At 35.1% G+C, this 25,195-nt stretch carries 28 protein-coding genes and 1 other RNA gene (1 of these 29 only partly in view); 16 read left to right on the top strand and 13 right to left on the bottom strand.

Going from position 1 to position 25,195, the window contains the following annotated elements:
- Positions 1 to 11: 11 nt before the first annotated feature.
- The 4 genes from msrB (ZPR_RS08910) to lpdA all read left to right on the top strand — a co-directional run bounded on the left by msrB (ZPR_RS08910) (position 12) and on the right by lpdA (position 3,038).
- Positions 12 to 500 (top strand): peptide-methionine (R)-S-oxide reductase MsrB, encoded by a 489-nt coding sequence (gene msrB, locus ZPR_RS08910; protein ID WP_041578800.1) that lies wholly within the window; start codon positions 12 to 14, stop codon positions 498 to 500.
- Between the two features lie 9 nt (positions 501 to 509).
- On the top strand, positions 510 to 905 hold the full coding sequence (gene msrB / locus ZPR_RS08905) for a peptide-methionine (R)-S-oxide reductase MsrB (RefSeq protein ID WP_013071304.1): 396 nt from the start codon (positions 510 to 512) through the stop codon (positions 903 to 905).
- Between the two features lie 22 nt (positions 906 to 927).
- Positions 928 to 1,479 (top strand): hypothetical protein, encoded by a 552-nt coding sequence (locus ZPR_RS08900; protein WP_013071303.1) that lies wholly within the window; start codon positions 928 to 930, stop codon positions 1,477 to 1,479.
- A gap of 167 nt (positions 1,480 to 1,646) precedes the next feature.
- Positions 1,647 to 3,038, top strand: coding sequence for a dihydrolipoyl dehydrogenase (lpdA, locus tag ZPR_RS08895; RefSeq protein ID WP_013071302.1), 1,392 nt, complete (start codon positions 1,647 to 1,649; stop codon positions 3,036 to 3,038).
- Positions 3,039 to 3,336: 298 nt separating this feature from the next.
- On the opposite strand, the gene ZPR_RS08890 is transcribed toward lpdA, so the two are convergent.
- The 4 genes from ZPR_RS08890 to ZPR_RS08875 form a co-directional block, all read right to left on the bottom strand.
- Entirely contained in the window at positions 3,337 to 4,056 is a 720-nt protein-coding gene (locus ZPR_RS08890) for a Dph6-related ATP pyrophosphatase (protein ID WP_013071301.1), read from the bottom strand.
- Between the two features lie 86 nt (positions 4,057 to 4,142).
- A complete protein-coding gene (aroQ, locus tag ZPR_RS08885) occupies positions 4,143 to 4,556 on the bottom strand; it encodes a type II 3-dehydroquinate dehydratase (protein WP_013071300.1) in 414 nt (137 codons plus the stop codon).
- A 122-nt stretch (positions 4,557 to 4,678) separates the two neighbouring features.
- The gene (locus ZPR_RS08880; protein WP_013071299.1) at positions 4,679 to 5,257 is read right to left on the bottom strand and encodes a porin family protein; all 579 of its coding nucleotides are present in this window, start codon (positions 5,255 to 5,257) and stop codon (positions 4,679 to 4,681) included.
- A 228-nt stretch (positions 5,258 to 5,485) separates the two neighbouring features.
- On the bottom strand, positions 5,486 to 6,091 hold the full coding sequence (locus ZPR_RS08875) for a porin family protein (RefSeq protein ID WP_013071298.1): 606 nt from the start codon (positions 6,089 to 6,091) through the stop codon (positions 5,486 to 5,488).
- Positions 6,092 to 6,206: 115 nt separating this feature from the next.
- On the opposite strand from ZPR_RS08875, the gene xerD reads away from it, so the two are divergent.
- Positions 6,207 to 7,106, top strand: a complete 900-nt coding sequence (gene xerD, locus ZPR_RS08870; RefSeq protein ID WP_013071297.1) for a site-specific tyrosine recombinase XerD — start codon at positions 6,207 to 6,209, stop codon at positions 7,104 to 7,106.
- Between the two features lie 98 nt (positions 7,107 to 7,204).
- Entirely contained in the window at positions 7,205 to 8,161 is a 957-nt protein-coding gene (locus ZPR_RS08865) for an aldo/keto reductase (RefSeq protein WP_013071296.1), read from the top strand.
- Positions 8,162 to 8,292: 131 nt separating this feature from the next.
- On the opposite strand, the gene rny is transcribed toward ZPR_RS08865, so the two are convergent.
- From rny to ZPR_RS08850, 4 genes are all read right to left on the bottom strand, one after another.
- Positions 8,293 to 9,876, bottom strand: coding sequence for a ribonuclease Y (rny, locus tag ZPR_RS08860; protein ID WP_013071295.1), 1,584 nt, complete (start codon positions 9,874 to 9,876; stop codon positions 8,293 to 8,295).
- A gap of 49 nt (positions 9,877 to 9,925) precedes the next feature.
- Positions 9,926 to 10,043, bottom strand: a non-coding RNA gene (ssrS, locus tag ZPR_RS22940) — 6S RNA.
- 53 nt (positions 10,044 to 10,096) lie between these two features.
- A complete protein-coding gene (locus ZPR_RS08855) occupies positions 10,097 to 10,390 on the bottom strand; it encodes a cell division protein ZapA (protein WP_041579872.1) in 294 nt (97 codons plus the stop codon).
- A gap of 6 nt (positions 10,391 to 10,396) precedes the next feature.
- Positions 10,397 to 10,687: a hypothetical protein gene (locus ZPR_RS08850; protein WP_013071293.1), complete on the bottom strand. Its 291-nt coding sequence runs from the start codon at positions 10,685 to 10,687 to the stop codon at positions 10,397 to 10,399.
- Positions 10,688 to 10,870: 183 nt separating this feature from the next.
- Between ZPR_RS08850 and ZPR_RS08845 the strand changes: the two genes are divergently transcribed.
- On the top strand, positions 10,871 to 12,565 hold the full coding sequence (locus ZPR_RS08845) for a M23 family metallopeptidase (protein WP_013071292.1): 1,695 nt from the start codon (positions 10,871 to 10,873) through the stop codon (positions 12,563 to 12,565).
- Between the two features lie 113 nt (positions 12,566 to 12,678).
- On the opposite strand, the gene ZPR_RS08840 is transcribed toward ZPR_RS08845, so the two are convergent.
- Positions 12,679 to 13,827 carry a cysteine desulfurase family protein gene (locus tag ZPR_RS08840; protein ID WP_013071291.1) on the bottom strand — a complete coding sequence of 383 codons (1,149 nt, stop codon included), beginning with the start codon at positions 13,825 to 13,827 and terminating at the stop codon, positions 12,679 to 12,681.
- 89 nt (positions 13,828 to 13,916) lie between these two features.
- Between ZPR_RS08840 and ZPR_RS08835 the strand changes: the two genes are divergently transcribed.
- Entirely contained in the window at positions 13,917 to 14,942 is a 1,026-nt protein-coding gene (locus ZPR_RS08835; RefSeq protein ID WP_013071290.1) for a hypothetical protein, read from the top strand.
- 112 nt (positions 14,943 to 15,054) lie between these two features.
- On the opposite strand, the gene ZPR_RS08830 is transcribed toward ZPR_RS08835, so the two are convergent.
- Complete coding sequence (locus ZPR_RS08830; RefSeq protein ID WP_013071289.1) at positions 15,055 to 15,609, bottom strand: Smr/MutS family protein; 555 nt, start codon at positions 15,607 to 15,609, stop codon at positions 15,055 to 15,057.
- On the bottom strand, positions 15,609 to 15,818 hold the full coding sequence (locus tag ZPR_RS08825) for a hypothetical protein (protein ID WP_013071288.1): 210 nt from the start codon (positions 15,816 to 15,818) through the stop codon (positions 15,609 to 15,611). Before ZPR_RS08825 ends, ZPR_RS08830 begins: the two co-directional genes overlap by 1 nt.
- Positions 15,819 to 15,909: 91 nt before the next feature.
- Between ZPR_RS08825 and ZPR_RS08820 the strand changes: the two genes are divergently transcribed.
- Genes ZPR_RS08820 through ZPR_RS08810 form a run of 3 tightly spaced genes read left to right on the top strand, consistent with a single transcriptional unit; the run spans position 15,910 to position 18,328 of the window.
- Complete coding sequence (locus tag ZPR_RS08820) at positions 15,910 to 17,697, top strand: T9SS type A sorting domain-containing protein (RefSeq protein WP_013071287.1); 1,788 nt, start codon at positions 15,910 to 15,912, stop codon at positions 17,695 to 17,697.
- A 19-nt stretch (positions 17,698 to 17,716) separates the two neighbouring features.
- Positions 17,717 to 17,998: a DUF2752 domain-containing protein gene (locus tag ZPR_RS08815; RefSeq protein ID WP_041578799.1), complete on the top strand. Its 282-nt coding sequence runs from the start codon at positions 17,717 to 17,719 to the stop codon at positions 17,996 to 17,998.
- A gap of 9 nt (positions 17,999 to 18,007) precedes the next feature.
- Positions 18,008 to 18,328 carry a CCC motif membrane protein gene (locus tag ZPR_RS08810; protein ID WP_228251014.1) on the top strand — a complete coding sequence of 107 codons (321 nt, stop codon included), beginning with the start codon at positions 18,008 to 18,010 and terminating at the stop codon, positions 18,326 to 18,328.
- 72 nt (positions 18,329 to 18,400) lie between these two features.
- Here ZPR_RS08810 and rocD read toward each other — a convergent pair whose 3' ends face one another.
- On the bottom strand, positions 18,401 to 19,645 hold the full coding sequence (gene rocD, locus ZPR_RS08805) for an ornithine--oxo-acid transaminase (RefSeq protein ID WP_013071284.1): 1,245 nt from the start codon (positions 19,643 to 19,645) through the stop codon (positions 18,401 to 18,403).
- A 166-nt stretch (positions 19,646 to 19,811) separates the two neighbouring features.
- On the opposite strand from rocD, the gene rlmD reads away from it, so the two are divergent.
- The 3 genes from rlmD to ZPR_RS08790 are packed head-to-tail and all read left to right on the top strand — an operon-like array spanning position 19,812 to position 22,575.
- Positions 19,812 to 21,221, top strand: coding sequence for a 23S rRNA (uracil(1939)-C(5))-methyltransferase RlmD (gene rlmD, locus ZPR_RS08800; RefSeq protein ID WP_013071283.1), 1,410 nt, complete (start codon positions 19,812 to 19,814; stop codon positions 21,219 to 21,221).
- Complete coding sequence (locus ZPR_RS08795; protein ID WP_148211694.1) at positions 21,221 to 21,826, top strand: DUF6452 family protein; 606 nt, start codon at positions 21,221 to 21,223, stop codon at positions 21,824 to 21,826. Before rlmD ends, ZPR_RS08795 begins: the two co-directional genes overlap by 1 nt.
- On the top strand, positions 21,826 to 22,575 hold the full coding sequence (locus tag ZPR_RS08790; RefSeq protein WP_013071281.1) for a DUF6048 family protein: 750 nt from the start codon (positions 21,826 to 21,828) through the stop codon (positions 22,573 to 22,575). Before ZPR_RS08795 ends, ZPR_RS08790 begins: the two co-directional genes overlap by 1 nt.
- 232 nt (positions 22,576 to 22,807) lie before the next feature.
- On the opposite strand, the gene ZPR_RS08785 is transcribed toward ZPR_RS08790, so the two are convergent.
- A complete protein-coding gene (locus ZPR_RS08785) occupies positions 22,808 to 23,965 on the bottom strand; it encodes a THUMP domain-containing class I SAM-dependent RNA methyltransferase (RefSeq protein ID WP_013071279.1) in 1,158 nt (385 codons plus the stop codon).
- 144 nt (positions 23,966 to 24,109) lie between these two features.
- Here ZPR_RS08785 and ZPR_RS08780 point away from each other — a divergent pair, with 144 nt between their 5' ends.
- Positions 24,110 to 24,778: a ZIP family metal transporter gene (locus ZPR_RS08780; protein WP_013071278.1), complete on the top strand. Its 669-nt coding sequence runs from the start codon at positions 24,110 to 24,112 to the stop codon at positions 24,776 to 24,778.
- A 2-nt stretch (positions 24,779 to 24,780) separates the two neighbouring features.
- On the top strand, positions 24,781 to 25,195 hold the 5' portion of the coding sequence (locus ZPR_RS08775; RefSeq protein ID WP_013071277.1) for a DUF4268 domain-containing protein. It continues 17 nt past the right edge of the window; only the first 415 of its 432 coding nucleotides appear in the window; its start codon is at positions 24,781 to 24,783; the stop codon falls past the right edge of the window.

Here is a 25,195-nt window from a genome sequence, read left to right as displayed (position 1 = left end):
CATAAAAACAAATGAGAAAGTTACTATTCATATTTATTGCCGTGTTTACCCTGGTAAGTTGCAAAGGAAACGCTCAGGACGAAAATTCTAAAAAGAAGCAAAAGTTCGAAATTTCTAAATCTGAAAGCGAATGGAAAAAAGAACTTACAGATGCCGAATTTAAAGTACTTCGAAAAGCTGCGACCGAGCGTCCTTATTCCAGTGACCTTCTAACGGTAAAAGGAAACGGAACATTTGTTTGCGCTGCCTGCGGAAACGAACTTTATGAAAATAAACACAAGTTCGAAAGCGGTACCGGATGGCCAAGTTTTGATCGTGCTATAGAAGGTGGAGTAGCTTTTGGCTCTGATTCTAAACTGGGCTACCAACGCGACGAAGTGCACTGCGCAAAGTGTGGTGGACATTTAGGTCATGTTTTTGATGATGGACCAAGAGAAACTACCGGAAAAAGACATTGTATAAACGGTGTCGCTATGAACTTTATACCAACTGAAAAATAATTAACCCCAATGAAAAAATATAATATCGAGAAACCGGAAGCTGAATGGAAAGAGCAGCTATCTGAGGAACAATACCGTGTTTTAAGAAAAAAAGGAACTGAAGCACCGCACACCGGTAAATATAACCTACATTTTGAAGATGGAGAATATCGTTGCGCCGCTTGTAATGAAAAGTTATTCGAAAGCGATAGTAAGTTTGAAAGCGGTTGTGGCTGGCCAAGCTTCGATGAAGCTATAGAAGGCAAAATTGAGTATGTACAGGATCGCACCTTTGGAATGATAAGAACCGAAATTCTATGCGCCAACTGTGGAAGTCATTTGGGCCATGTCTTTGACGATGGCCCTACAGAAACCGGCCAGCGCTATTGTGTAAATTCGGCCAGTATAGATTTTAAAAACAATTAGAAACCCTTAAATATTTACCACTATGAAAAAGATATTCACCTTACTTTTTGTAACCACATTTTTATTTACTTCCTGTTCTGATGATGGAGAACCAGGACCACAAGGTCCTCCGGGAGAAGATGGACTTGATGGATTAGCTTATACTTTAGAAGAGCAAATTACTTTTGATTATTATGATGACACGAATAGTTATTCAAGGGTAATTTTAATTCCAGATGATGTGCAAACAATAAACCCTGAAGCTGATGCGGTTTTAGTGTATCGATACCGAGAAATTCAAGATAATGAAGGTAATTTTATGGATACCTGGAGTTTAATCCCTCAAAATTTCTTTCTAAATGATGGAACAATTCAATATGTTTACAATCATACCGCATCAGATGTGGAGATCATTATTGAAGGAAATTTTGATTTAAGTAACCTTAGTACGGATTATACCAACAATCAAATATTTAGAGTGGTTGTTGTTCCTTCAAATTATTTAGCTTCCCACAATGAACTTGATATTACCAATTATAATTCGGTAATGAAAGAATTGAATATAAAAACTTCAGATATAAAAATGGCTAACTAAAATTCTTTATAGTTTAAAATTCAGAGGCTTTATCTTTTCGGTAAAGCTTTTTTTATTGGAGAGAAACTCATAAAACTTTTAGCCAATCCTACAAGTTCAAAACTTTTCGGTTAAGGGATTATTCCTTAAATTCGCAAGAACTATTTTTTGTATAAAAAAATCTAAATATGAGTAAATACGATATCATTGTTTTAGGTAGTGGCCCGGGTGGTTATGTAACTGCTATCCGTGCTTCACAATTAGGCTTTAAAACAGCCATTGTGGAAAAAGAAAACCTTGGTGGTGTTTGTCTAAACTGGGGATGTATCCCAACAAAAGCATTGCTTAAAAGCGCAGAGGTTTTTGAATACCTTAAACATGCAGAAGACTACGGTTTAAAGCTTCAAAGCCCCGATAAGGATTTTGGTGCCGTAATTAAAAGAAGTCGTGATGTGGCCAATGGGATGAGTAAGGGTGTACAATTCCTTATGAAAAAGAACAAAATCGATGTTATCGATGGTTACGGAAAACTTAAGGCAGGTAAAAAAGTGGAAGTTACCGATGCTAAAGATAAAAAGACAGAATATTCTGCCGACCATATTATCGTAGCTACAGGTGCTCGCTCTCGTGAACTGCCTAACCTAAAACAAGACGGTAAAAAAGTTATTGGATATCGTGAGGCTATGTCTTTAGACAAGCAACCAAAGAAAATGATCGTTGTTGGTAGTGGCGCCATTGGTGTGGAGTTTGCTCATTTTTATAATTCAATGGGAACCGAGGTTACTATCGTAGAATTCTTACCAAATCTTGTGCCTTTAGAAGACGAAGAGGTATCTAAGCAATTTGAGCGTAGCGTTAAAAAAGCCGGAATTAAAGTGATGACAAACTCTTCTGTAGAGAGCGTTGATACTTCTGGCGATGGCGTTAAAGCAAAAGTTAAAACCAAAAAAGGAGAAGAAACTTTAGAAGCAGATATCGTGCTTTCTGCAGTTGGTATTAAAACAAATATCGAAAATATTGGTCTTGAAGAATTAGGGATCAAAACCGATAAAGACAAGATCGTTGTAGACGATTTCTATAAAACAAATAAAGACGGGATTTACGCTATTGGTGATGTTGTTCACGGCCCAGCGCTTGCACACGTTGCTTCTGCAGAAGGAATTATTTGTGTTGAAAAAATTAAGGGAATGAATGTACAGCCTTTAGATTACGGAAATATTCCTGGTTGTACCTATGCAACTCCTGAAATTGCATCAGTAGGAATGACTGAAAAGCAAGCCAAAGAAGCTGGTTACGAAATTAAAGTGGGAAAATTCCCATTCTCTGCTTCTGGTAAAGCAAAAGCTGCCGGAAAATCAGACGGATTTGTAAAAGTAATCTTTGATGCAAAATACGGTGAGTGGTTAGGATGCCATATGATTGGTGCCGGTGTTACCGATATGATCGCTGAAGCCGTTCTTGGTAGAAAATTAGAAACCACAGGACATGAAGTATTAAAAACAGTTCACCCTCACCCTACAATGAGTGAAGCGGTGATGGAAGCTGTTGCTGCTGCTTACGATGAAGTAATTCATATCTAAGCTAACCATTTGAGATTTTAGAGATTAGATCTTAGACATGATAAAAAGCCCTGAAAATATCAATTTTCAGGGCTTTTTTATTTGGTTTTATTTTGTAAAAGTAGTTAGTCGATAGTTCCGTGTTTCAATAAGAAGCTAAGAGCTTACAAAAACCGAATCTTTTTAGAAATATGATAAAAACAAGCGAAACTGCTTTTGTGAAGTAAAAAAATATCTAAAAATGACGAATTTGGATATTTTTTATTTTATATTCAAAAAAATCTATGTTCTAACATCTAATAGCGCAGCGGTCTGTATTCTAGATTAAATCGCAATACCAAAAACCAGTATCCCAGTTGGTATCTTCATCTGTAAAACAATTATCCTCCCCGTCTTCTACGCTTTTGTATGTTCGATGTACTTTTTCGCCAATTTCAAATTTAATGGATTCAGAAAAAATAGGCCCATCGAAAACGAAGGTATGAAACTCACCGTTTTCACCACATGGGTCTACATTTTCGGGCAAATCGGCTAAAAATTGATGGTCGATCACTCTTCCGCAGAAAGATTCATCTAAATATTGAGCATTGGTACATACTATGATCGCTTTAAATCCTAATTCTATAAAATCTTCCACTAATTTTGTGGTTTCTTTTTTCCAAAGCGGATATATACCGGTTAAACCAACCTTGGCTAACTGCGAATCTCGATATTCTTTTAGATCTTCTAAAAAAATATCGCCAAAACAGGCAAAATCGATTCCTGCTGCTTTCAGTTTTTTAGTTTCAGTTTCCATAACCCTATTGTAGGTTTCCATAGAAACATTTCCGGAAAATTCGGCTAAATGTAATGGTAGTCCAATACTTCTAGCCTGCGCTTGTAGCAGTTCAAGACGCACTCCATGCATCGAAATTCGGTTTACATCAGTATTGATTGCTGTAAAAAGCTCAACAACATCAAAATCGCCCTGTTGCTGAAGTTCATATAAAGAAAAAGCGGCATCTTTACCGCTACTCCAATTCAAATAAGATTTTTTCATTACGAACAAAAAATTGATAAAATTTCTTACTGGCTTAAGAAATTCCGAATTAAAGGAATACTGAAATTATCGAATTCAGACTAAAATTATAAAAAACTTTGTATAGCCAGGTCATAACTTTTAAGTCCGAATCCCAAAATAACGCCTTTCACCACTGGAGACAAATATGATTTATGTCTGAAACTTTCTCTAGCATGAGTGTTAGAAATATGAACCTCGACCACCGGAGTTTCGATGGCTTTAATGGCATCTGCAATAGCTACTGAAGTATGCGTGTAAGCCGCAGCGTTTAGAATCACACCGTCAAACTCCTTGCGCGCATCATGAAGCATATCTATAATCTCTCCTTCGATATTACTTTGAAAATAAGAAAGCTTTATTATTTCAAATTTCTTTTGTAGATCATCAAAATATTCTTTGAACGTCTGATTTCCGTATATTTCAGGCTCTCTGGTACCCAAAAGATTTAGATTAGGTCCGTTTATAATTAGAAGCTTCATGATATATTCTATTTAATGATAAAGATAAAAATTTTAAATATAAAAAAAGCGGAAGAAAATCTTCCGCTTTAGATAAACTACCTCAAGGTAATCCTATGGGACATTTATCAGAAAATTATTTTTTATTGAAATTTATATCCTACAGAGAATTGGAAAACACTATTAGGAGTAGAGGCATCCTCTCCTGCGAATGCTTCCTTTTCTATAACATTGGTGTAACCTGCAATGTATCTTGCACTAAAAAATAAATTATTATCAAATTCATACGATGCACCTAAAACTCCAGAGAAATCAAAGTTATTCAAGCCTTCTTCAATATCTGCACTTCCTCCATCAAAGTCGTATTTTGAACTTACTTTGATTCCAAATTGAGGGCCAGCTTCTAAACTAAAGTTTTTACCCCCTAAATAAAATTTCGCTAATACCGGTATATTAACATACCCAATACTAACATTTTCATCATTAGTAAATCCAAACCCCTGCAATGAATACTGAGCTTCTGGTTGAATAGACAAAAAGTCATTAACCTGAAATTCCACCAAACCTCCAATATGAAAGCTTGTTACCCACTCAAATTCTGAACTTGCATCACCGGCTAAATTAGAAAAATTAAGACCGCCCTTTATACCGAATTCCGTGCGCTGCGCAAAAGAAGTCATTCCCGCTAAAAAGAAAATGACAAATGATAATTTTTTAAGCATCAAAAGATATTTTTTAATTGATGGGATAAAAGTATTCTAATTTTAATAAAACATTAAATTGGAAAGTGTTTTTTTATTCTTAAGAGTGAAAATAACTTAGGCAATAATAAAATCCTTCACTTTTCAATTTGAAATCTACAAATCGTGAATAGGAATAATAAAAAAAGCGGAAGAAAATACTTCCGCTTTAATTCATAATTTGGTTAGTTAGTTGACCTTTATAGGTTCTTAGAACATAAAACCTACACCGGCTTGCCATACAGAGTTATGTATGTCTAGATCTTCAAAAGTTTCAGAGAATCCATAAGTATATCTACCCTGGATAAAAAATCCATTGTTGAATTTATACTCTAATCCTGCTGCTCCACCAAATTCAAAATCCTGAGCTCCTGGATATGGATTATCGATATCTCCGCCGTCTTGAGTTGGTTGATAATCGATCTCTTCATTAACCTTAAAATTAAAGGTAGGTCCAGCTTGTACACTTAATCCATCTACTAAATAGATCTTAGCTAAAACAGGTACACTTACGTAGTCTAGTTGATATTCTACATTATCATCTACATCTAAAAAATTAGCCTGATCATTTTCGTAAATCTCGTATCCCTGCCCAGAATATAAAACCTCTGGCTGAATAGAAAATCGGTCTGCTAAAGGAATTTCAGCTAATAAACCTACATTAAAACTTGTTCTTGAATTATCTGAACTAAAATCGTCTCCGGTAAAATTAGCGAAGTTAACACCACCTTTAATACCAAAATTCCAAGCTTCCTGAGCACTCATCGTAGTGGCTCCAAACAATACTAAAGCAATAATTAAAATTGACTTCTTCATAATAACATTTTGTTTTTGATTACGGGGCAAATGTAAGCAAGCGATTCTTAAAGAAATCTTACCAAAGGCTAAAGTATTATTAAGGTTAAATTGCCATAAATCGTATCTTTAACACATGAAATGGGAATATATTTTAAAGGATTACCTTACCTATTTAAAGTTAGAACGCGGACTTTCAGTTAATTCAATTAGCAGTTACGAACTGGATTTAATCAAACTTATTAATTTTTTAAAAGTTAAAAGTATTTCGGCTAGTCCACTTACAATCGACCAGGAAACACTGCAATTATTTTTATACGAGATAGCAAAAGAACTAAATTCCCGCTCTCGTGCTCGTATTATTTCAGGATTAAAAAGCTTTTTTAATTATCTGATATTTGAAGATTACAGAAAGGATAACCCCACAGATCTTATCGAAGCTCCTAAAATAGGAAGGAAACTACCAGAAACCATTTCTGTTGAGGAGATCGACGAATTGATTGCTGCCATAGATTTAACCAAGACCGAAGGAGAAAGAAATCGGGCCATTATAGAAACCCTTTACGGCTGTGGTTTACGGGTGTCAGAATTAACAAATCTACGTATCTCAGACCTCTATTTTGAAGAAGGATTTATAAAAGTAACAGGGAAAGGCGATAAACAACGCTTTGTCCCCATTTCAGATTACAATATTAAATATATTACAATCTATAAAGACCAGGTAAGAGCACACCAGGAAATAAAACCTGAAGCAAGTGACACCTTATTTCTTAATCGAAGGGGTGCACAACTCACCCGTGCGATGATTTTTACCATTATAAGACAGTTAGCTGAAAAAGCGAATATCAGGAAAAAGATAAGTCCGCATACTTTTAGACATTCTTTTGCAACCCATCTTTTAGAAAACGGAGCCGATTTAAGAGCGATACAGCAAATGTTGGGGCACGAAAGCATCACTACAACTGAAATTTATATGCATATGGATAGAACGTATCTACGCGAAGTCCTGGAAACTTATCATCCAAAGAAAACTTAACTTAGGTTAAGAACTCCTATTAAATTTCTGCTAAAAGTAGCTATACGCTTCGTTTTAGGAATTTCTCTTATTAATTTAGAGAAAAACAAAATTTAACTATGAAACCTTTAAGAACGCTAAAGTATAAGAATGGTGACGAACAACCGGCAATTGGTTTAGGTACCTGGAAATCTGGAAAAGGAGAGGTTACCAAGGCCGTTGAAATTGCTTTAAATAACGGCTATAGACATATAGACTGTGCAGCAACCTATGGCAATGAAAACGAAGTTGGAGAAGCTTTTGAAAAAGTATTTGGTGAGGGCGAGATTAATCGCGAAGAGGTATGGATTACTTCTAAATTATGGAATGATTCACATAAAAAGGAAGATGTTATCCCCGCATTAAAGAAAACCCTTAAAGATTTAAAATTAGATTACTTAGATCTTTACTTAATTCACTGGCCTGTCGCCTTTAAAAAAGGAGTTGGTTTTCCTGAAAGTGATGATGAATATTATTCTTTGGAAGAAGTTCCCATTATCGAAACCTGGGAAGCAATGGTTGAAGCAAAAAAACAAGGTTTGGTAAAACACATTGGCGTCTCTAATTTCAGTATAAAGAAACTGAAAGATTTGATGAGCAAAACCAATGAGAAACCTGAAGCACTACAAGTAGAATTGCACCCATATTTACACCAAAACGAACTTTTAGAATTTTGCAGTAAAAACGGAATTAATGTGACTGCATATTCACCATTAGGAAGCGGTGATCGCGCCGACGCAATGAAAGCTAAAGACGAACCAAGTTTACTGGAAAATCCTACCATTGTAAAAATCGCTAAAAAACATGGCGCTTCTGCAGGACAGGTATTAATTAACTGGGCAGTACAACGAGGAACGGCAGTAATCCCAAAATCTACCAATAAGGGAAGAATCATAGAAAACTTGGCCAGCTCTGGATATCAATTAGATAAAGAAGATCTAGCTGAAATCGATAAATTAGATGAGCACTTTAGATACGTAACAGGAGAATTTTTTGTGACCGACGGAAATTCGTATTCCAATATTTACGATGAATAAACTACATTCATTTTGTATTCTATAAATCAAAAATCCCCGGAATTTTTCTTAATTCCGGGGATTTTTTTATTTCTATTTATCCAATCTTAGATCCTATTAAGAATCTATATTCGCTGCATTTTAGCTCAAAACTATTTAGCAATATTTACCGCTCTGGTTTCACGAATAACCGTCACTTTAACCTGACCTGGATAGGTCATATCGGTTTGTATTTTCTGGGAAATTTCAAAAGATAGATTACTTGCCTTTTCGTCATTTACTTTTTCACTCTCTACGATCACACGAAGCTCTCTACCCGCCTGGATAGCATAAGCCTTCTTAACACCACCAAAACCAAAAGCGATTTCTTCAAGATCTTTTAAACGCTGAATATAAGAATCCAGTACCTGTCTTCTTGCACCCGGTCTTGCGCCACTAATCGCATCACAAACCTGAACGATAGGAGATAATAAAGAATTCATTTCGATCTCGTCGTGGTGAGCACCAATAGCATTACAAACTTCTGGTTTTTCTCCGTGCTTCTCTGCCCATTGCATCCCTAAAATAGCATGAGGCACTTCGGTTTCAGTTTCCGGAACTTTACCAATATCGTGCAACAGCCCGGCACGTTTCGCTAATTTAGGATTAATTCCTAATTCGGCTGCCATCACCCCACAAAGTTTTGCTACTTCACGCGAGTGTTGTAAAAGGTTCTGGCCATAAGAAGAACGATACTTCATCCTACCAACCATTTTAATCAATTCCGGTTGCAGTCCATGAATACCAAGATCAATTACGGTACGTTTTCCTATATCAATAATTTCTTCTTCGATTTGTTTTTTAGTCTTTTTTACTACCTCTTCAATACGAGCAGGGTGAATACGACCATCAGTTACAAGTTTATGTAAGGATAAACGTGCTACTTCTCTTCTAACCGAATCAAAACAGGAAAGAATAATTGCTTCAGGAGTATCATCTACGATAATTTCTACCCCCGTGGCAGCTTCTAAGGCTCTAATATTTCGCCCTTCACGACCAATGATCCTTCCTTTAACATCATCGCTTTCTAGATTAAAAACAGAAACACAATTTTCTACCGCTTCTTCTGTCCCTATACGCTGGATGGTATTGATGATAATCTTTTTAGCTTCCTGCTGTGCGGTAAGTTTAGCTTCTTCTATAGTATCCTGAATCAAAGCCATCGCATCTGCTCTTGCTCCTTCCTTAAGACTCTCTACTAATTGAGATTTAGCCTCATCTGCAGAAAGACCAGAAATTACTTCTAATTGCTGCACCTTACTACTGTGCAACTTATCAATCTCTTCCTGCTTCTTCTCTAAATAATCAGTACGATGTTCGTAATCTGCAATCTGATCATCCAGTTGCTTACTCTTATTCTCTAATTCTTTATTTAATTTCTTGTTTTTAGAAAGCTCGCTAGAAACTTGAGATTCTTTATCACGGGTACGCTTTTCAGCATCACCAATCTTTTTATCTCTGGCAAGAATTACTTTTTCATGCTCTGATTTTAGCTCAATAAACTTTTCTTTAGCCTGAAGGATTTTATCTTTTTTAATACTTTCGGCTTCGCTTTTTGCCTCTTTTATTATTCCGGCAGCTTTATTCTGGGCTTCCAGAATAGTTCCTGAAGCTTTTTTCTTTTCTAAAGATTTGGCAATGGCAAAGCCAATACCAAGACCAACTAATACTCCAATTATCGCGTATACTATATCCATATTTGTTGTTTATATATAAAAAAAGCCTGTATTAGTAGATGTTTTGTTTAAACTCCTTAAAATCAGGTTTAGGGCTAACAAGCTGATCAAGAATCCGTAATCCCTAAAAGGGAACGGCGCGCTTTTACAACTTAGACTCACCCTCTTTAAAGAATTATCTGTTGAGTTTATCAAAAAATAACTAATACAGGCAGTAACCTTAGTTTTATTTAAAGAACGTTTATGAAGCCATATGCTTTTGCAATAACTCGTTAAGTGACCTTAACTTGTCTTCTGCTTCCTGCATTTCTTCACTTTTATCTATATCTTTTTGTTCTGTTTGGGCGGCAAATTGTAAAGCGCACATAGCCAATACATCCTGCTTATCCCTAACAGCATAACTTTGCTCAAATTGCTTAATCATGGCTTCGATTTTTTTTGCAGCCTTTCTTAACCCTTCTTCTTGTCTGGGATTGATCGTTAAGGGATATACCCTATCTGCAATCGAAATTTTTATTTTAAGCTTGTCTTCCATCCACATTTATTCAGATAACTGAACGATACATTGATCGATCTCCCTAATAAGACTATTTATTTTAAGCTTAGTTTCCTTTTTATAATCATTACTGCCAAGCATCGCGTTTGCAGCTTTTAGATCTTTTATCTGGTTATTAGAATTCTCTAATTGTCCTTTTAACCATGTATTTTCAGATTCAACCGCTGTCATTTCCCGTTGTAGTGATTGCATTTCCTGCTTCAGCAACTCGTGCCGATGCAACAACTTACTAATCCTATTCTCAAGGCTATCAACTATTTCGGTGATCTCGCTCATAAAAGTCAAACTCGATACTAATCCTTACAAAGTTAACATACCGTTTTAAATTTGCAATGATTTTTTATTTCATTTTTCTTTTTTAAGCCTTATAAAGTCTAACTTTCTAAATTATAGCGGTTTAATTTTGCACGAAGTTTGATTACCTTTACACCAGTAGAATTTAATGATTTTTGACGATATATGAAGCGATTTTTCAGCCTTTTTTTCGGTGTATTTTCTTTGATAGCAAATGCACAGATAGATAATGTTCCACAGGATTATTTTAAAGATCCCTTAGATATCCCGCTCATCTTGTCAGGTACTTTTGGGGAGTTAAGATCTAATCATTTTCATGCCGGATTAGATATCAAAACCCAGGGACGCCAGGGATTAGAGGTTAAAGCTTCAGCAAAAGGCTTTATAAGCCGAATCAAAATTCAGCACTACGGCTATGGCAAGGCATTGTACGTCCAACATCCTAATGGCTATACCACCGTTTACGGGCATCTAAAAAAACTGGCGCCAAAAATCGAAGAATATCTAAAGGAACGACAATATAATAAAGAGTCGTATGAAATTGAATTATTTCCCGAAGCCGGTGAATTATCGGTTGAGCAGGGGGAAGTTATCGCTTATAGCGGAAATACCGGTGGTAGCGGTGGCCCCCATCTTCACTTTGAAATTCGCGATGGCAGCCAGCGACCTATGAATCCTGAAATGTTTGGCATCGAGATTCAGGATACTCGCGATCCTATTGTGGATGGATTGTTTGCCTACCCTATCGGAAGAGAAGCTCATGTAAATAATTCGGCTAAACGACAAAAATTACGTTTGATACCCCAAAATGATGGCTCATATACAACTAATAGTGTTGAAGCCTGTGGAGAAATTGGCTTCGGTATTTCTACGGTAGATCAAAAAAGTTTGGCTCCCAATAAAAACGGCGTGTATAAAATTGAGGCCAGCCTGAACGGGAGCCCGGTGATGAATCTGGATTTTCGACGATTTTCTTTTGCAGAAAGCAGATATCTAAATTTTCTTATCGATTATGAATATTACTCGAATCACCGCAAAAGAGTTCAGAAATTATTTAAAGAAGCTAACAACCCCTTAAGTATTTACAACAGCGTTGTAAACGAAGGAAAATTAGAAATTGAAGATGGGCTGGATTATAATTATGTCGTGCAGGTCACCGATTTTAAAGGAAATTCTAAAACAATCAGAATTCCTATAAAAGGAAGTTTCTCTGGCAATATCACACCAAAAGATGAAGAAAAAACCGATTATTTTACCAGTTATAATCAAACTTTCTCTATTGAAGAAAATGGAATCGACATTTATATTCCTAAAAATGCTTTGTATTACGATACATTTTTAGATATAGAATTTATGGGCGATACCGTAAAAGTTCATCATGATGATGTCCCGCTACATAAAAATATCACCATTGGTTTTGACGTAAGCGATATCCCTACGGCACAAAAAGAAAAAATGTTTATCGCAAGATTAAATGCTTACGGGCGCCCAAGTTATTCAACAACTTATAAAAAACCCTCACGTTTTACCACCGGCACACGAACTTTTGGAGAGTACACCCTGGTTTCAGATGTGAACCCGCCTTCTATACGCCCGGTAAATTTTAAAGACGGACAATGGATTTCAGGCAACACTAATTTACAGGTAAAAATTAGCGATGATTTAAGCGGCATCCAAAGTTTTAGAGCTACAGTAAATGGCAAATGGATCTTAATGGAGTACGAGTATAAAAACAATACCTTAACGCATGATTTTACCGACGGCGTGGTAACGGATACCGAGAATAACTTTAAATTGATCGTTACCGATAATGTAGGTAATATCAACACCTACGAAGCGAAGTTTTTTAGAAAAAACTAATTCTGTAAAATAACAAAAACGCTTCGCAAATTGCGAAGCGTTTTTTAGTTAAAGCCTTTTAATTAGTAATTACTATATGGCAAAACTTTGGGCATTTTATCTCTCTTATCAAGTTAAGATTCGATAAATTCCTTAAGTGTTTTTACCACATAATCAATCTCTTCTTTAGTATTATATTTTGAAAAAGAAAAGCGGATTGAGGGCGTTTTTAAATCTTCTTCTGGAAGAAAAGCGTTTAAAACATGAGATCCTTTATCACTTCCACTTTGGCATGCACTACCTTTAGAACAGGCAATTCCTTTTAAGTCTAATTGAAATAAGAGCATTAAAGCTTTTTCTTCACTTACAGGAAGGTTTACGTTAATCAACGTATACGTACTTTTATCTAAATCGCCAGATTTCCCATTAAATTTCACTCCTGGAATTTCTTTTTTAAGCGATTCGATAAAATGAGATTTTAATGCCATCGTGTAGGTCTTCTCTTCTTCAAGGTTTTGATAGGCCAGTTTAAATGCTTCCTCTAAACCTACAATATTATGCAAGCCCTCAGTACCGGCGCGATAACCTCGCTCTTGTTCCCCTCCAAAGATTAGCGGTTTTAAGCCACTATTTTTTCTTATAAACGCAAAACCTACTCCTTTAGGTCCATGAAATTTATGGGCGCTAACCGCGGTAAAATCTACTGGTATTTCTTTTAAATCCAACTCATAATGTCCTATAGATTGTACCGTATCTGAATGAAATAGAGCATTGTTTTGCTTACAAAGTAAGGCTACTTTTTTAATATCAAGCTTATTCCCTACTTCATTATTTACATGCATTAAACTTACCAGAGTTTTTACATCTGAATGTTCCAGACGATTTCCTAAATCCTCTAGATCAACTTCACCCTCTGCGGTAAGTTTAACATATTCAACTTCTATATCAAAACAATCTTTTAGCTGATTTACGCAATACAATACAGCATGATGTTCAATTTCCGAAGTAATGATTCGTCGAACACCCAAATCCCTAACCGCACTATTTAGGGCAAGATTATCGGCCTCAGTACCGCCAGAAGTAAAAATAATTTCAGCGGCGGTCACATTTAACTGTTTTGCGATTGTTTTTCTAGCCCTCTCAATCAATGATTTAGCAGAACGACCAAAACTATGTGTAGATGAAGGGTTTCCATAATTTTCTTGCATCACTTCAGTTATCTTGGTGATAACCTCCGGACGCATTTGGGTTGTGGCAGCAGAGTCTAAATATACTTTTTCCATGGTGCGCAAAGATAAGGCTATTTAAAATAAATTTAAAGAAGCTCCGTTGAAAATCTATAAAACTTCTATTTTTGTTCAAAAGCTTATTTATGAAAAAGACATTAGGCATATTAAGCCTTATATTCTTGTTTTTCTCTTGTGACGATGGAGATATTGTGGTGACCGATTTTGAAATTGAGGATGCTACACTTAATGTTTGCGGATTAGACCAAAAAGTGATTTATGCCATAAATAACGATGGTGTTTACGAAAGTATTTCTCTTATTTTAGATGCCACCGGCCCCATAAACGACAGTGTAAGTAATGCATTAATTACGCAGGTTCGAGATACAGCATATACTTTTAATTTAAGCGGCAATAATAAACTTATATACAGAATTTACGACGGACCTATAGAGAACTCTTATTTTTGCTCCAATATCCCGCCAAGCCAGCCTAAGGTCTTGCAAGAATTTACAAGTGGTGATGCGGGCATCGTAAGTATTAAATTAGCTTACAGCGATGTTTCCAAAGACACCGATGACGCCGATGGTGATGGTATTCCTAACATTGAAGAAGGTTATGATCCTGACCTTACAGATGCAGAAATGCTGGATACCGATGGAGACGGCATACCAGATTATCTGGATATCGATGACGACGGGGACAATGTACTTACCGAAAATGAACTAAATCCGGAAGAAGGATCCTGGAAAGATTTTGGTTTTTTAGATACTGATGGGGACGGCACAGCAGATTATCTGGATACCGATGATGATGGGGATGGTGTACCCACACGTAATGAAGTAAACGATAATGACCTGGAAAATTTAGATGAAGGGCAATATTTAAACCCATTGATTTACCAGCAACAAGACGGGATTCCCGATTACTTAAATAAAGATTTCCAACGAAATGGAGAGAATCCAACTTATATTCCTAACAGAATTCAGCGTAACATAGTTACTGAAGTGAGAATTTCTGGTTTTAGTTTAATAGACCGTGATGGTAATTCGCCAGATATCAACACCAATGTCGCTTTTAATATGGGAAGCTTTACCTCCTCATACAACATAATCTACCAAAGAAATATAGATTCTGAAGAAGACAGTGATACCGAAACCGAAGTAGAGTAAATTTCCTAAAAGCAATTAGGCATTTATTATATTTTTTGCAAGACATCACAGCAACCATTGGGATTGCAACATTTACTCTTGATTATCGAGTAAAATATTTTTAAAGAGTGGATTAGGAATTCTGGAAAATATAAACTTCAGTAGCTCCTAATCCATATCTTTGATAATCGGCATCGTAAAACTTAACATTGTCATACCTACTAAAAAGATACTCAAGTTCTGCCTTTAAAACCCCTTCACCTACTCCGTGAATAAAAACAATTTTCTGGATTCTTTTGCGAATGGCAAACTCTAATTGTCCTCTTGCGGTATCTATTTGTTTAGTAAGAATATCATGATTTGACAAGCCTTTTAGGTAGGGAACTAATTTTTCGATATGTAAATCGACTTCCATGGGCGGAGCCTGTTTTTCTTTCTTTTTACTGAAAGTACGTTTCCTGTTTTTCCTGAAATGTTCTTTTTCCTGAAGTGCCTCCGCTATAGTTTCCTTCTCCACAATTAGCAAAGGTTCTGTTTCTTTCTCTATTTTCACCAAATCTTTCAACTGAAATTTCATAGAAAAACCATCTGAAGTTTCAATCCATATATTACTGTCAAGTATTTCAATAATTTCACCTTCAATATCATCATCTATTACCTGAACAATATCCCCTATTCTAAATTCCATTAGTCATTCTCATTTTCTTGATCTTTTTTATAATCATCTTTAGTAGCCGACCAGTATTGAGTGGCTCTGTATAAACCAAACATTAAAATAACCAGTCCGATAATCTTTGCATATGGCGAATTGTCCTCTACAGACATTCCATAAATCAAAACCGCTGCTCCAACTATAATCACAAGAGTATTAAGTATTTGCGAACTATTCTTTTTCATCTTATTTTTAAAACCTTTTGTCTAAAATTTAAAATATTTAGACCATTAAATCAAAAATTGAAGTATTTTTGTATGCAAAATTAATTTAATTATGAAGCAATATTACATATTCTTTGTATTAATCTTTCCCCTATTTGTAAACGCTCAGGTAGATTTAAGTGTCTCTCCATCTCCGGATGGGGAAGATAGTTATGTATATGTGAATAATGAAATATTATTTGTCACTAAAGGAATAAACCTTGAAAAAAATAATAATTCATCTACAGAAGCGAGCATATATCTAAGAAGTAAAGCACAATTGCTACAGGGAGACGATATAGATAATTCTGGAGATGGTTATCTTTCTGTTTTCCAGGAGGGGACTTCAAATGCTTTTGATTATAATTATTGGGGAATGCCGGTAGTAACCACCGGTAAAAAACTGAATCAAATTTTATACGAACCTATAGACAAAACAGCAAGTAGACCTGTTCAGATAACTTCTAATCTCAATGGTTCCGCCAACCCGTTAACCATATCTTCTCGTTGGATTTACAAATTTTCTGGTTTAGGCTATAATTCATGGCAGCATATTGGGAATAATATTAATCAACTTGCAGCAGGATTGGGTTTCTCTATGAAAGGAACAAATGGCACTGACAATACCACAATTGATGGAGTAAAAAACAATCCGGGAAGCGCTCAAAGATATGATTTTCGAGGTATTCCAAATAATGGAAATATTACCTTAAACATCGACCCAAATAAATCAATATTGGTAGGTAACCCTTATCCTTCGGCTATAGATCTTGATGCATTTCTAAAAGATCCGGATAATGATATTACGGGCATTGCTTATTTTTGGGATAGCGAGGCTAATGGAAAATCGCATTATTTAAAAGATTACGAGGGAGGCTATGGAGCCTATTCACCGGGAGCAGGAGGTTACGTTCCCGCCATTTTTAAAAAGTATGCCAATCAATCTGGAAATGTGATTGGAAATGCTGGCGAAAGTGGAGCTAAATATAATGTAAAGTATCTACCAATTGGCGCGGGCTTTAACGTTATTGGTAATGCTACAGGAGGAACCGTGACATTTAAGAATAGTCATCGTATCTATGATCCCAATACAGCTATAAAATTACGTGAGAAATCAGCTGAAACCGGGAGCACTAACTCCTCTGTAATTATTAAAAATGATGAAGCGGTAAAAATTAGATTGAATGTTAATCTTAATGATACCTATACCAGACAACTTTTGGTAGCTTTTAATGAGAATGCTACCGTTGGACCAGATAAAGCTATGGACGCACCAATGTTTGGAAAACTGGCCAGTGATGCTTCTTTTAATATTGAAGAAAAGGAATATATGATCAACGTTTTACCCTTTGATCGTTCAAAAATGATTCCTTTAAATATCGTAACCGTAAGTGAAATGGAAGTCGATTTTTCTATTGACACTACAGATTTCCTTGATAATGAAAATATTTATCTTTATGATTCTGAAAATAATAGATATACCGATATTAAAAAAGAGCATTACAAGCTACAATTAAACGGAGATTTTAAAGATCGCTTCTTTATTGCTTTTGAAAATGACCAGCCTACTGAAGAAGAAAAGATTCAGGAAACTAAAGAAGAAGAGACTTTTGTAGCTTCTATCGATATTTTTCAAAATAATAATGAAGGTCGTTTACAGATTGTTGTACCAAAAGATGTAAAAGTAAAACATGTAGCTGTATATAATTTGAATGCAGGCGCAGTAATTAACCAGGATATCTCCACTTTAGAAAAGGAATTGAGCTTTTCTACCACTAATTTGATGGATGCCATTTACATCGTTCAAATCAAAACCACAGATAATAGAACAGTAACAAAGAAAATTACAGTTAAAAATTAATACGGGTTACGAAGAATATATGCTTCCATGCCTTAACAAAACATTGTTGGGCATAGATTGTTACGGCTGTGGAGGCCAAAGAGCTGCTATATTACTTTTTCAGGGAAATTTTAGAGAAGCATTTTTAATGTATCCTGCCATTTATACTCTGGTAATCTTTGCAATATTTTTAATTATAAATATTAAGTTTAAATTTAAAGGCGATTTTAAAATTAAAATCGCCTTTATTATTTTAAACGCATCGATAATGATAATTTCGTATATTTTTAAAATGATACAATTTTATAACCTAACCAATTAATGCAATATCATGAAAGAGAAACTACCTAATTCTACCTTAATTTTAATCTTTGGAATACTGTCAATTATAGGCTGTTGCTGTTATGGCCTATTCGGGATCGTGTTTGGGATTCTAGCCATTGTAATGTCGAATAAAGCAAAAGAGCTTTATTACGCGAATCCTGAACTATATACAGGATATGAAAATGTAAAAACTGGCCGGATTTTAGGAATTATCGGTTTAGTACTAAGTGCACTTTCATTTATTTCTTCTATCATCATGATTATCACCGCCGGAGGTATAGAAGGTCTTATGGAAATGCAAAGAGAAATATACGGATCAGGATTTTAAAAAAAGCCAGAACAATATATAAACTTAAAATCCCCGGTAACTCCGGGGATTTTAGGTTTTATGACTTACTTTCTATTTTTCAAAAGCTTTTAACGTTTTGATAATAATTTCCACACAATCCTTTAGTTGCTCTTCGTCCATCACTAAAGGTGGTGCAAAACGTATAATATTTCCATGTGTAGGTTTAGCTAAAAGACCATTTTCTTTTAAAGCCATACAAATATCCCAAGCAGTAGAGCTATCTGGAGTATCGTTTATTACAATTGCGTTTAAAAGCCCTTTACCCCTAACTAACTCCACAATATTGGAGGTTCTAATATAATCATCTAAGAGTCTACGGAATAATCCTCCTAATTTCTCCGCATTTTCTGCTAATTTTTCTTCTTTAATCACCTCTAAAGCAGCATGTGCAACTGCACAAGCTAGTGGATTCCCTCCAAAAGTTGACCCATGCTGTCCCGGCTTGATAACATCCATAACATTATTATTTGCTAAAACTGCTGAAACAGGATATACTCCGCCTGAAATTGCCTTTCCTAGAATAAGAATATCAGGTTTTACCTCTTCGTGATCTACAGCTAATAATTTCCCTGTTCTTGCAATACCGGTTTGAACTTCATCAGCAATAAAAAGCACGTTGTGTTTTTCACAAAGCGCTTTAGCGCGCTTTAAAAAACCTTGAGATGGCACATAAACCCCTGCTTCTCCCTGAATAGGTTCTACTAAAAATCCCGCAATGTTATTATTCTCATTTAATGCTTTCTCTAAAGCATCAATATTATCATAAGGTATTTTCTGAAAACCTGGCGTGTAAGGGCCAAAGTTCTTTCTGGCATCCTCATCATTAGAAAATGATATTATAGTGGTCGTTCTTCCGTGGAAGTTATTTTCACAAACAATGATCTCAGCTTCCGTTTCTTTAACACCTTTAGTTTCGTAAGCCCATTTTCTGGCTAATTTAATAGCAGTTTCTACGGCTTCAGCTCCGGTATTCATTGGTAATAACTTATCAAAGCCAAAATATTCTGTAGCATACTCTTCAAATGGTCCCAAAACATCATTATGAAATGCTCTTGAGGTTAAGGTTAAAGTAGCTGCCTGATCATTTAAAGCTGCTACAATTTTGGGATGACAGTGCCCCTGATTCACTGCTGAATAGGCCGAAAGAAAATCATAATATTTTTTCCCTTCAACATCCCAAACATGCACACCTTCTCCTTTGCTTAAAACAGCTGGTAACGGATGATAATTATGCGCCCCATGCTTATCTTCTAATTCGATAGCTTGTTGTGATGAATTGATTTTTGTTAATGCCATTCCTTTTTCAAATTTTATTCATTAATATCTGCAATTCCTTCTTGTTCTGCTTTTACAGATTAGGAGAGAAATCATCCATTTTTAATGTTTTCGCAATTTACTAAATGTTTACTGATTTTTTTAGAGACCCCTACCTTTAATCCTGCAATTATTCTATTTTTGCGGTATGGGAAGAAGGAATAAAAATAAGCTTTTTGAAGCTGTTGAAGTTGTAGATGCCGGTGCTAAGGGTAAAAGTATTGCGAAATCACCAGATGGTCGTGTTATTTTTGTAAATAATGCAGTCCCTGGTGATGTTATCGATGTCCAAACTACAAAAAAACGAAAGTCCTATTTTGAAGGGACTGCCGTTAATTTTCATTCGTATTCTGATAAAAGGGTAGAACCCGTTTGCCAACATTTTGGGACCTGCGGGGGGTGCAAATGGCAGTTTATGGATTATAAATATCAACTCGATTACAAACAACAGGAAGTAACCAATAACCTTAAGCGACTGGGTAAAATAGAATTGCCTGAAATCACGCCTATTTTAGGTAGTAAAGAAATCTATTTTTATCGAAATAAAATGGAGTTTTCTTTTAGTGACAGTAGGTGGTTAACATTAGAAGAAATTCAAAGTGGTAAAGATTTTGAAGATAAAAATGCACTTGGATTCCATATTCCTGGAATGTGGGATAAAATCTTAGACATAAAGAAGTGCCACCTTCAGGAAGATCCAAGCAATGCTATTAGAAATTTTGTAAAAATCTTTGCGACTCAAAACGAAATTCCCTTTTTTAATACCAGAGCGCAAAACGGACTTCTACGTACATTGATGATTAGAACATCAAGCACCGGGGAAATCATGGTCCTTATTCAGTTTTTCGAAGAAAATAAAACAGTTAGAGAGCTATTATTAAATGCGGTTGTGGAAGAATTTCCTGAAATTACTTCTTTACAGTATGTAATCAACAATAAAGGAAATGACACTATTTATGATCAGGAGGTAATTTGCTATAAAGGTAGAGACCATATCTTTGAGGAAATGGAGGGGCTTACATTTAAGATCAATGCCAAATCATTCTATCAAACTAACTCTGCACAGGCCTACGAACTTTATAAAATTACAAGAGAATTTGCCGGTCTTAAAGGGGAAGAACTTGTTTACGACCTTTACACCGGTACAGGAACGATTGCACAATTTGTAGCCAAAAATGCCAAAGAGGTAATTGGTGTTGAAGCTGTTCCCGAAGCCATTAGCGATGCAATTGAAAACGCAAAAAGAAATGGTATTACGAACACCAAATTCTTTGCTGGAGACATGAAAAAAGTTTTTACTCAAAACTTTATCAATAAACATGGCCATCCAGACGTTATTATAACAGATCCACCACGTGATGGGATGCATAAAGACGTTGTTGCGCAAATTATAAATATTTTACCTAAAAAAATTGTTTACGTTAGTTGTAATTCGGCAACCCAGGCTAGAGATTTAGCTTTGCTGGACGAATATTACAAAGTTACAAAGGTACAGCCCGTTGATATGTTCCCACAAACATTTCATGTTGAAAATGTGGTATGTTTAGAAAGAAAATAATGAAATTTATCATTCAAAAAAAACAATTTATTCTAGGCTTTTTAAGCCTTTTAATCTTTGCAGGATGCCAAAGAGATGATATTTGCCCAGAAACGGTAGATACTACGCCCATGTTGGTCATTAATTTTTACGCAAATAATGCCCAAAACGAACCTAGAACCTCTGTAAACCTTACCGTGCGTGAAGTAGGCAGGGATACTTTAGATATGCTATTATATCGGGTAAATAGCCAAAGCATCCGTATTCCACTGAAAACAGGCCAAAATTCTACAAAATATGAATTTATTTATAATGGGCCTGCTTATAATGAAAATGGAGAGATCATAGAAAATGAAGATAATAATCTTGAAACCAATACCGATATTATAGAATTTACATACGACCCTGAAGAAGAATATATAAATAGAGCCTGTTCTTTTAAGGTGAATTATTTAAATATAGATTACATCATTGAAGGTGGGGAAGATGGCCGATGGATTAGTCGTATGAGATTTCTAACAAATAACATTACCACAGACAATTTTGAAAATGACGATGAGGAGGATGAGGATAATGATGACAATGAAGATGTGCCTACTGCACATTTAAATATATTTTTTGATTAATGCTTAAAAAAATATCCCGAAATTATATAAAAACGGCTTTAGTATTTAGCACCATATTCTTTTCTATAAGCACTGATTCCTTATTTGCACAAAATCAGGAAGAACCAATAGCTTTGGAGACTAAAAAAGATACCGTTTATAAAGAAAAATATGGTTTAAGAGTGGGTATAGACCTAAGCAAATTAGCCAGAACCGTTCTTGATGATGACTATACCGGCTTTATGCTAGAAGCTGATATGCGCATTTATAAAAATTACTACTTAGCTGCTGAAATTGGTAACGAAACCCTGCCTTTTGGTGAAGATTATATTAAAGTTTCATCATCTGGAAGCTTCGTTAAGATTGGAGCAAATTATAATGCTTACGAAAACTGGGAAGGAATGCAAAACATTGTTTTTGCAGGTTTAAGATACGGTTTCTCTACTTTTAGCCAGGATCTTGAAGAATACCAAATCTATACTACCAATAATTATTTTGGAGATGATATAAGAATCGATGGCTCGAAAGCCTCTGGATTAAATGCCAGTTGGATCGAATTAATGGCCGGATTTAAAGTTGAAGTGCTTAAAAATTTATTTTTATCAGCTAATGTGCAATTAAAACGCAGACTAAGTCAAACTACACCTGATGGTTTTGACAATCTTACCATACCTGGCTTCGGTCGAACCTTCGACGAAAGTAATTTCGGAATTGGCTATGGATATTCCATCTCTTACCTGATTCCAATATTCAAAAAAGCAAAAAATTAAATTATCTATTCTATTAGGATCAGTCTATAAGACATTGACTTGAAAATTAAAATTGTTTTTAAAATCTATTCATTCTAATCATAGCTCATCCATTTAATCATAGTTTGGATACTATCGCATTGATTATTAAATAAAGATTTTTCTAAACAATCTTAATAGTTTTGGTGAATTTATATTTAATTTACGCTCCTCCAGGGATTGTAAACCGTCAATTCGCTCAATTAGCACATATTTAAAGTTGGTTTTTTCGTTTTTTCGATCCCTCATAAATTTCATATTTCAAAAAACGAGATTCCAAGCCCCCATTAAACATCTTTACTTTTCTAGATGGTCTCAATCCAACATTTTTCATTGCTTCATCTTCTGAAGTTATAAACCAAGATTGTGTACCTGGATAGTTTTGCTTCAACGTATCTCCTATTTTTTTATAAAATTCAGCAATATTCACCTGTAACCTTTCTCCGTATGGAGGATTAAATACCATATGCAAGTGGCGATCATTTCTTTTTTCAGTTTCAAAAAAATCCACTCTTTCTATTTTTATAAATTCGGTAAGATTAGCATTCTTCACATTATCCTTAGCTTTTTCAACTGCAGATGGTGCTTTATCATATCCTACGATTTCAAAATGGAAATCCTTTACTTTCTTAAGACTGGAAGCTTCGATCTTTTCAAATAAATCTTCATCCCAATCCTTCCAACGCTCAAAACCAAATTCTTTACGGTTTATATTAGCGGGAATATTACAGGCGATCATAGCAGCTTCAATAGGAATAGTACCACTACCACACATGGGATCAAGAAAATCACATTGTCCCTGCCATCCTGATTTCAATATCATCCCCGCAGCTAGAATCTCATTAATAGGAGCTATATTTGTTGCCGTACGGTATCCCCTTTTATGCAAAGAATCCCCACTGGTATCTAAAGATACATTACACCATGTTTTTTCGATATGAATATTTACACGAAGACTAGGGAACTTTAGGTCAACATTTGGCCTGGCTCCGTATTTCTCTCTATAACGATCTACAATAGCATCCTTAGTTTTAAGGGATATGTATTTTGAATGGGTAAAAACCTCTGAATGTAATGTAGCATCAACTGCAAGACTGCCGTTAACGTCCAAAACAGCATCCCAATCCAATCTTTTTATATTTTGATATAAATCCTCTTCAGAAAATACTTTAAAACCAGCGAAAGGCTTTAAAATTTTTATGGCGGTACGTAAACAAAGGTTTGCTTTATACATAAACCCCTTATCACCTACAAAACTAACCATTCTATTGCCTTCCTTTACATCCATCGCACCAAGATCTCTTAGCTCCTTTGCTAATATGGGCTCAAAACCAAAGAAAGTCTTAGCGATCATTTTAAAATTACCTTCCATAATCATCTTTTTAAAGAGTGGCAAAATTACGTTATTTTCGCAGCAATTAATAACCCAAGCTTAATTGGTTAAAAAAATAATTTCAACTGAAATAATTTTATAAAACAACCGACTAACTAAAGCCTAAATTAACAGTACTATTTAATGATATTTATTTTACCGCTTTTAGCAGTTCTTATTGGTTATTTAATTGCAAAATTTTTAAAACCTTCTTCTTCAAGCACTTTTAAATTATTGCTTTCCTTTAGTGGTGCTTATCTATTGTCAGTGACTGTATTTGAATTGCTTCCTGAGGTCTATGAGCATAGCGGCAAAGAAATCGGAGTTTTTATACTACTGGGATTATTATTTCAAATTATTTTGGAGTTTATATCGAAAGGGCTCGAACATGGCCATATGCACCACAACCCAAATACTCAACAATTCCCCTTGATGTTACTGGTAAGCTTAGGCATTCATTCTTTACTGGAAGGATTTCCTTTAAATGAAAGTTCTCATTTACTATATGGGGTGGCTATTCATAAAATACCAGTAGCAGCGATATTAAGTATCTTTTTATTTAACTCTAAAATTGGTAATATTAAGGCATTTTTATTTTTATTACTTTTCGCTTTAATGACGCCTTTAGGAAGCTGGCTAAAATTACAATTTGAATTTATACAAACTTATGCAGCCTATTTAAATGCAATTGTGATCGGTGTTTTTCTTCATATATCTACCACAATTTTATTTGAAGCTTCTAAAAACCATAAGTTTAACGCATCCAAATTAGGTGTTATTATATTAGGAATTATATTAGCCTATTTTATGTAGCCATGTTTAGTAAAGAAGAAAGTAAAAGAATAAGAGAAGAATTTTGGACGAGCTTTGGACAAGAATATTCCAGAAAATGGATACTGTATAATACCAAGATTAAAGAAATACAATTCAAATTTTCTTTTGATCGAAAAAGAGCGATGGTTTCTTTAGATATTGATGCTGAAGATGAACTCATCCGAGCTTATTATTTTGAAAAAATTCAATCCTTAAGGACAATTTTAAAATCCGAATACCTACCAGAAGTTATTTTAGACGAAGAATTTGAATTACCAGAAGGCAAAATAGTTTCCAGGGTATATGTGCTCTTAAACGAAAAAGTTAGTATTAATAATAAAAAAGATTGGCCAAAAGTAAAAGCCTTCTTCGATGAAAATATGCATCAATTAGAATTATTCTGGTTCCAGTTCAAAG

Source organism: Zunongwangia profunda SM-A87 (genome assembly GCF_000023465.1).
Lineage (GTDB): Bacteria > Bacteroidota > Bacteroidia > Flavobacteriales > Flavobacteriaceae > Zunongwangia > Zunongwangia profunda.
Note: the sequence above shows the minus strand (reverse complement) of the source record. Positions and strands in the feature narration are given on the sequence as shown.

Bases quoted from the DNA above. Each gene is read 5' to 3' on its own strand.
- msrB (WP_041578800.1), top strand. From the start codon at position 12: ATGAGAAAGTTACTATTCATATTTATTGCCGTGTTTACCCTGGTAAGT.
- msrB (WP_013071304.1), top strand. From the start codon at position 510: ATGAAAAAATATAATATCGAGAAACCGGAAGCTGAATGGAAAGAGCAG.
- ZPR_RS08900 (WP_013071303.1), top strand. From the start codon at position 928: ATGAAAAAGATATTCACCTTACTTTTTGTAACCACATTTTTATTTACT.
- lpdA (WP_013071302.1), top strand. From the start codon at position 1,647: ATGAGTAAATACGATATCATTGTTTTAGGTAGTGGCCCGGGTGGTTAT.
- ZPR_RS08890 (WP_013071301.1), bottom strand. From the start codon at position 4,056: ATGAAAAAATCTTATTTGAATTGGAGTAGCGGTAAAGATGCCGCTTTT.
- aroQ (WP_013071300.1), bottom strand. From the start codon at position 4,556: ATGAAGCTTCTAATTATAAACGGACCTAATCTAAATCTTTTGGGTACC.
- ZPR_RS08880 (WP_013071299.1), bottom strand. From the start codon at position 5,257: ATGCTTAAAAAATTATCATTTGTCATTTTCTTTTTAGCGGGAATGACT.
- ZPR_RS08875 (WP_013071298.1), bottom strand. From the start codon at position 6,091: ATGAAGAAGTCAATTTTAATTATTGCTTTAGTATTGTTTGGAGCCACT.
- xerD (WP_013071297.1), top strand. From the start codon at position 6,207: ATGAAATGGGAATATATTTTAAAGGATTACCTTACCTATTTAAAGTTA.
- ZPR_RS08865 (WP_013071296.1), top strand. From the start codon at position 7,205: ATGAAACCTTTAAGAACGCTAAAGTATAAGAATGGTGACGAACAACCG.
- rny (WP_013071295.1), bottom strand. From the start codon at position 9,876: ATGGATATAGTATACGCGATAATTGGAGTATTAGTTGGTCTTGGTATT.
- ZPR_RS08855 (WP_041579872.1), bottom strand. From the start codon at position 10,390: ATGGAAGACAAGCTTAAAATAAAAATTTCGATTGCAGATAGGGTATAT.
- ZPR_RS08850 (WP_013071293.1), bottom strand. From the start codon at position 10,687: ATGAGCGAGATCACCGAAATAGTTGATAGCCTTGAGAATAGGATTAGT.
- ZPR_RS08845 (WP_013071292.1), top strand. From the start codon at position 10,871: ATGAAGCGATTTTTCAGCCTTTTTTTCGGTGTATTTTCTTTGATAGCA.
- ZPR_RS08840 (WP_013071291.1), bottom strand. From the start codon at position 13,827: ATGGAAAAAGTATATTTAGACTCTGCTGCCACAACCCAAATGCGTCCG.
- ZPR_RS08835 (WP_013071290.1), top strand. From the start codon at position 13,917: ATGAAAAAGACATTAGGCATATTAAGCCTTATATTCTTGTTTTTCTCT.
- ZPR_RS08830 (WP_013071289.1), bottom strand. From the start codon at position 15,609: ATGGAATTTAGAATAGGGGATATTGTTCAGGTAATAGATGATGATATT.
- ZPR_RS08825 (WP_013071288.1), bottom strand. From the start codon at position 15,818: ATGAAAAAGAATAGTTCGCAAATACTTAATACTCTTGTGATTATAGTT.
- ZPR_RS08820 (WP_013071287.1), top strand. From the start codon at position 15,910: ATGAAGCAATATTACATATTCTTTGTATTAATCTTTCCCCTATTTGTA.
- ZPR_RS08815 (WP_041578799.1), top strand. From the start codon at position 17,717: ATGCTTCCATGCCTTAACAAAACATTGTTGGGCATAGATTGTTACGGC.
- ZPR_RS08810 (WP_228251014.1), top strand. From the start codon at position 18,008: ATGAAAGAGAAACTACCTAATTCTACCTTAATTTTAATCTTTGGAATA.
- rocD (WP_013071284.1), bottom strand. From the start codon at position 19,645: ATGGCATTAACAAAAATCAATTCATCACAACAAGCTATCGAATTAGAA.
- rlmD (WP_013071283.1), top strand. From the start codon at position 19,812: ATGGGAAGAAGGAATAAAAATAAGCTTTTTGAAGCTGTTGAAGTTGTA.
- ZPR_RS08795 (WP_148211694.1), top strand. From the start codon at position 21,221: ATGAAATTTATCATTCAAAAAAAACAATTTATTCTAGGCTTTTTAAGC.
- ZPR_RS08790 (WP_013071281.1), top strand. From the start codon at position 21,826: ATGCTTAAAAAAATATCCCGAAATTATATAAAAACGGCTTTAGTATTT.
- ZPR_RS08785 (WP_013071279.1), bottom strand. From the start codon at position 23,965: ATGGAAGGTAATTTTAAAATGATCGCTAAGACTTTCTTTGGTTTTGAG.
- ZPR_RS08780 (WP_013071278.1), top strand. From the start codon at position 24,110: ATGATATTTATTTTACCGCTTTTAGCAGTTCTTATTGGTTATTTAATT.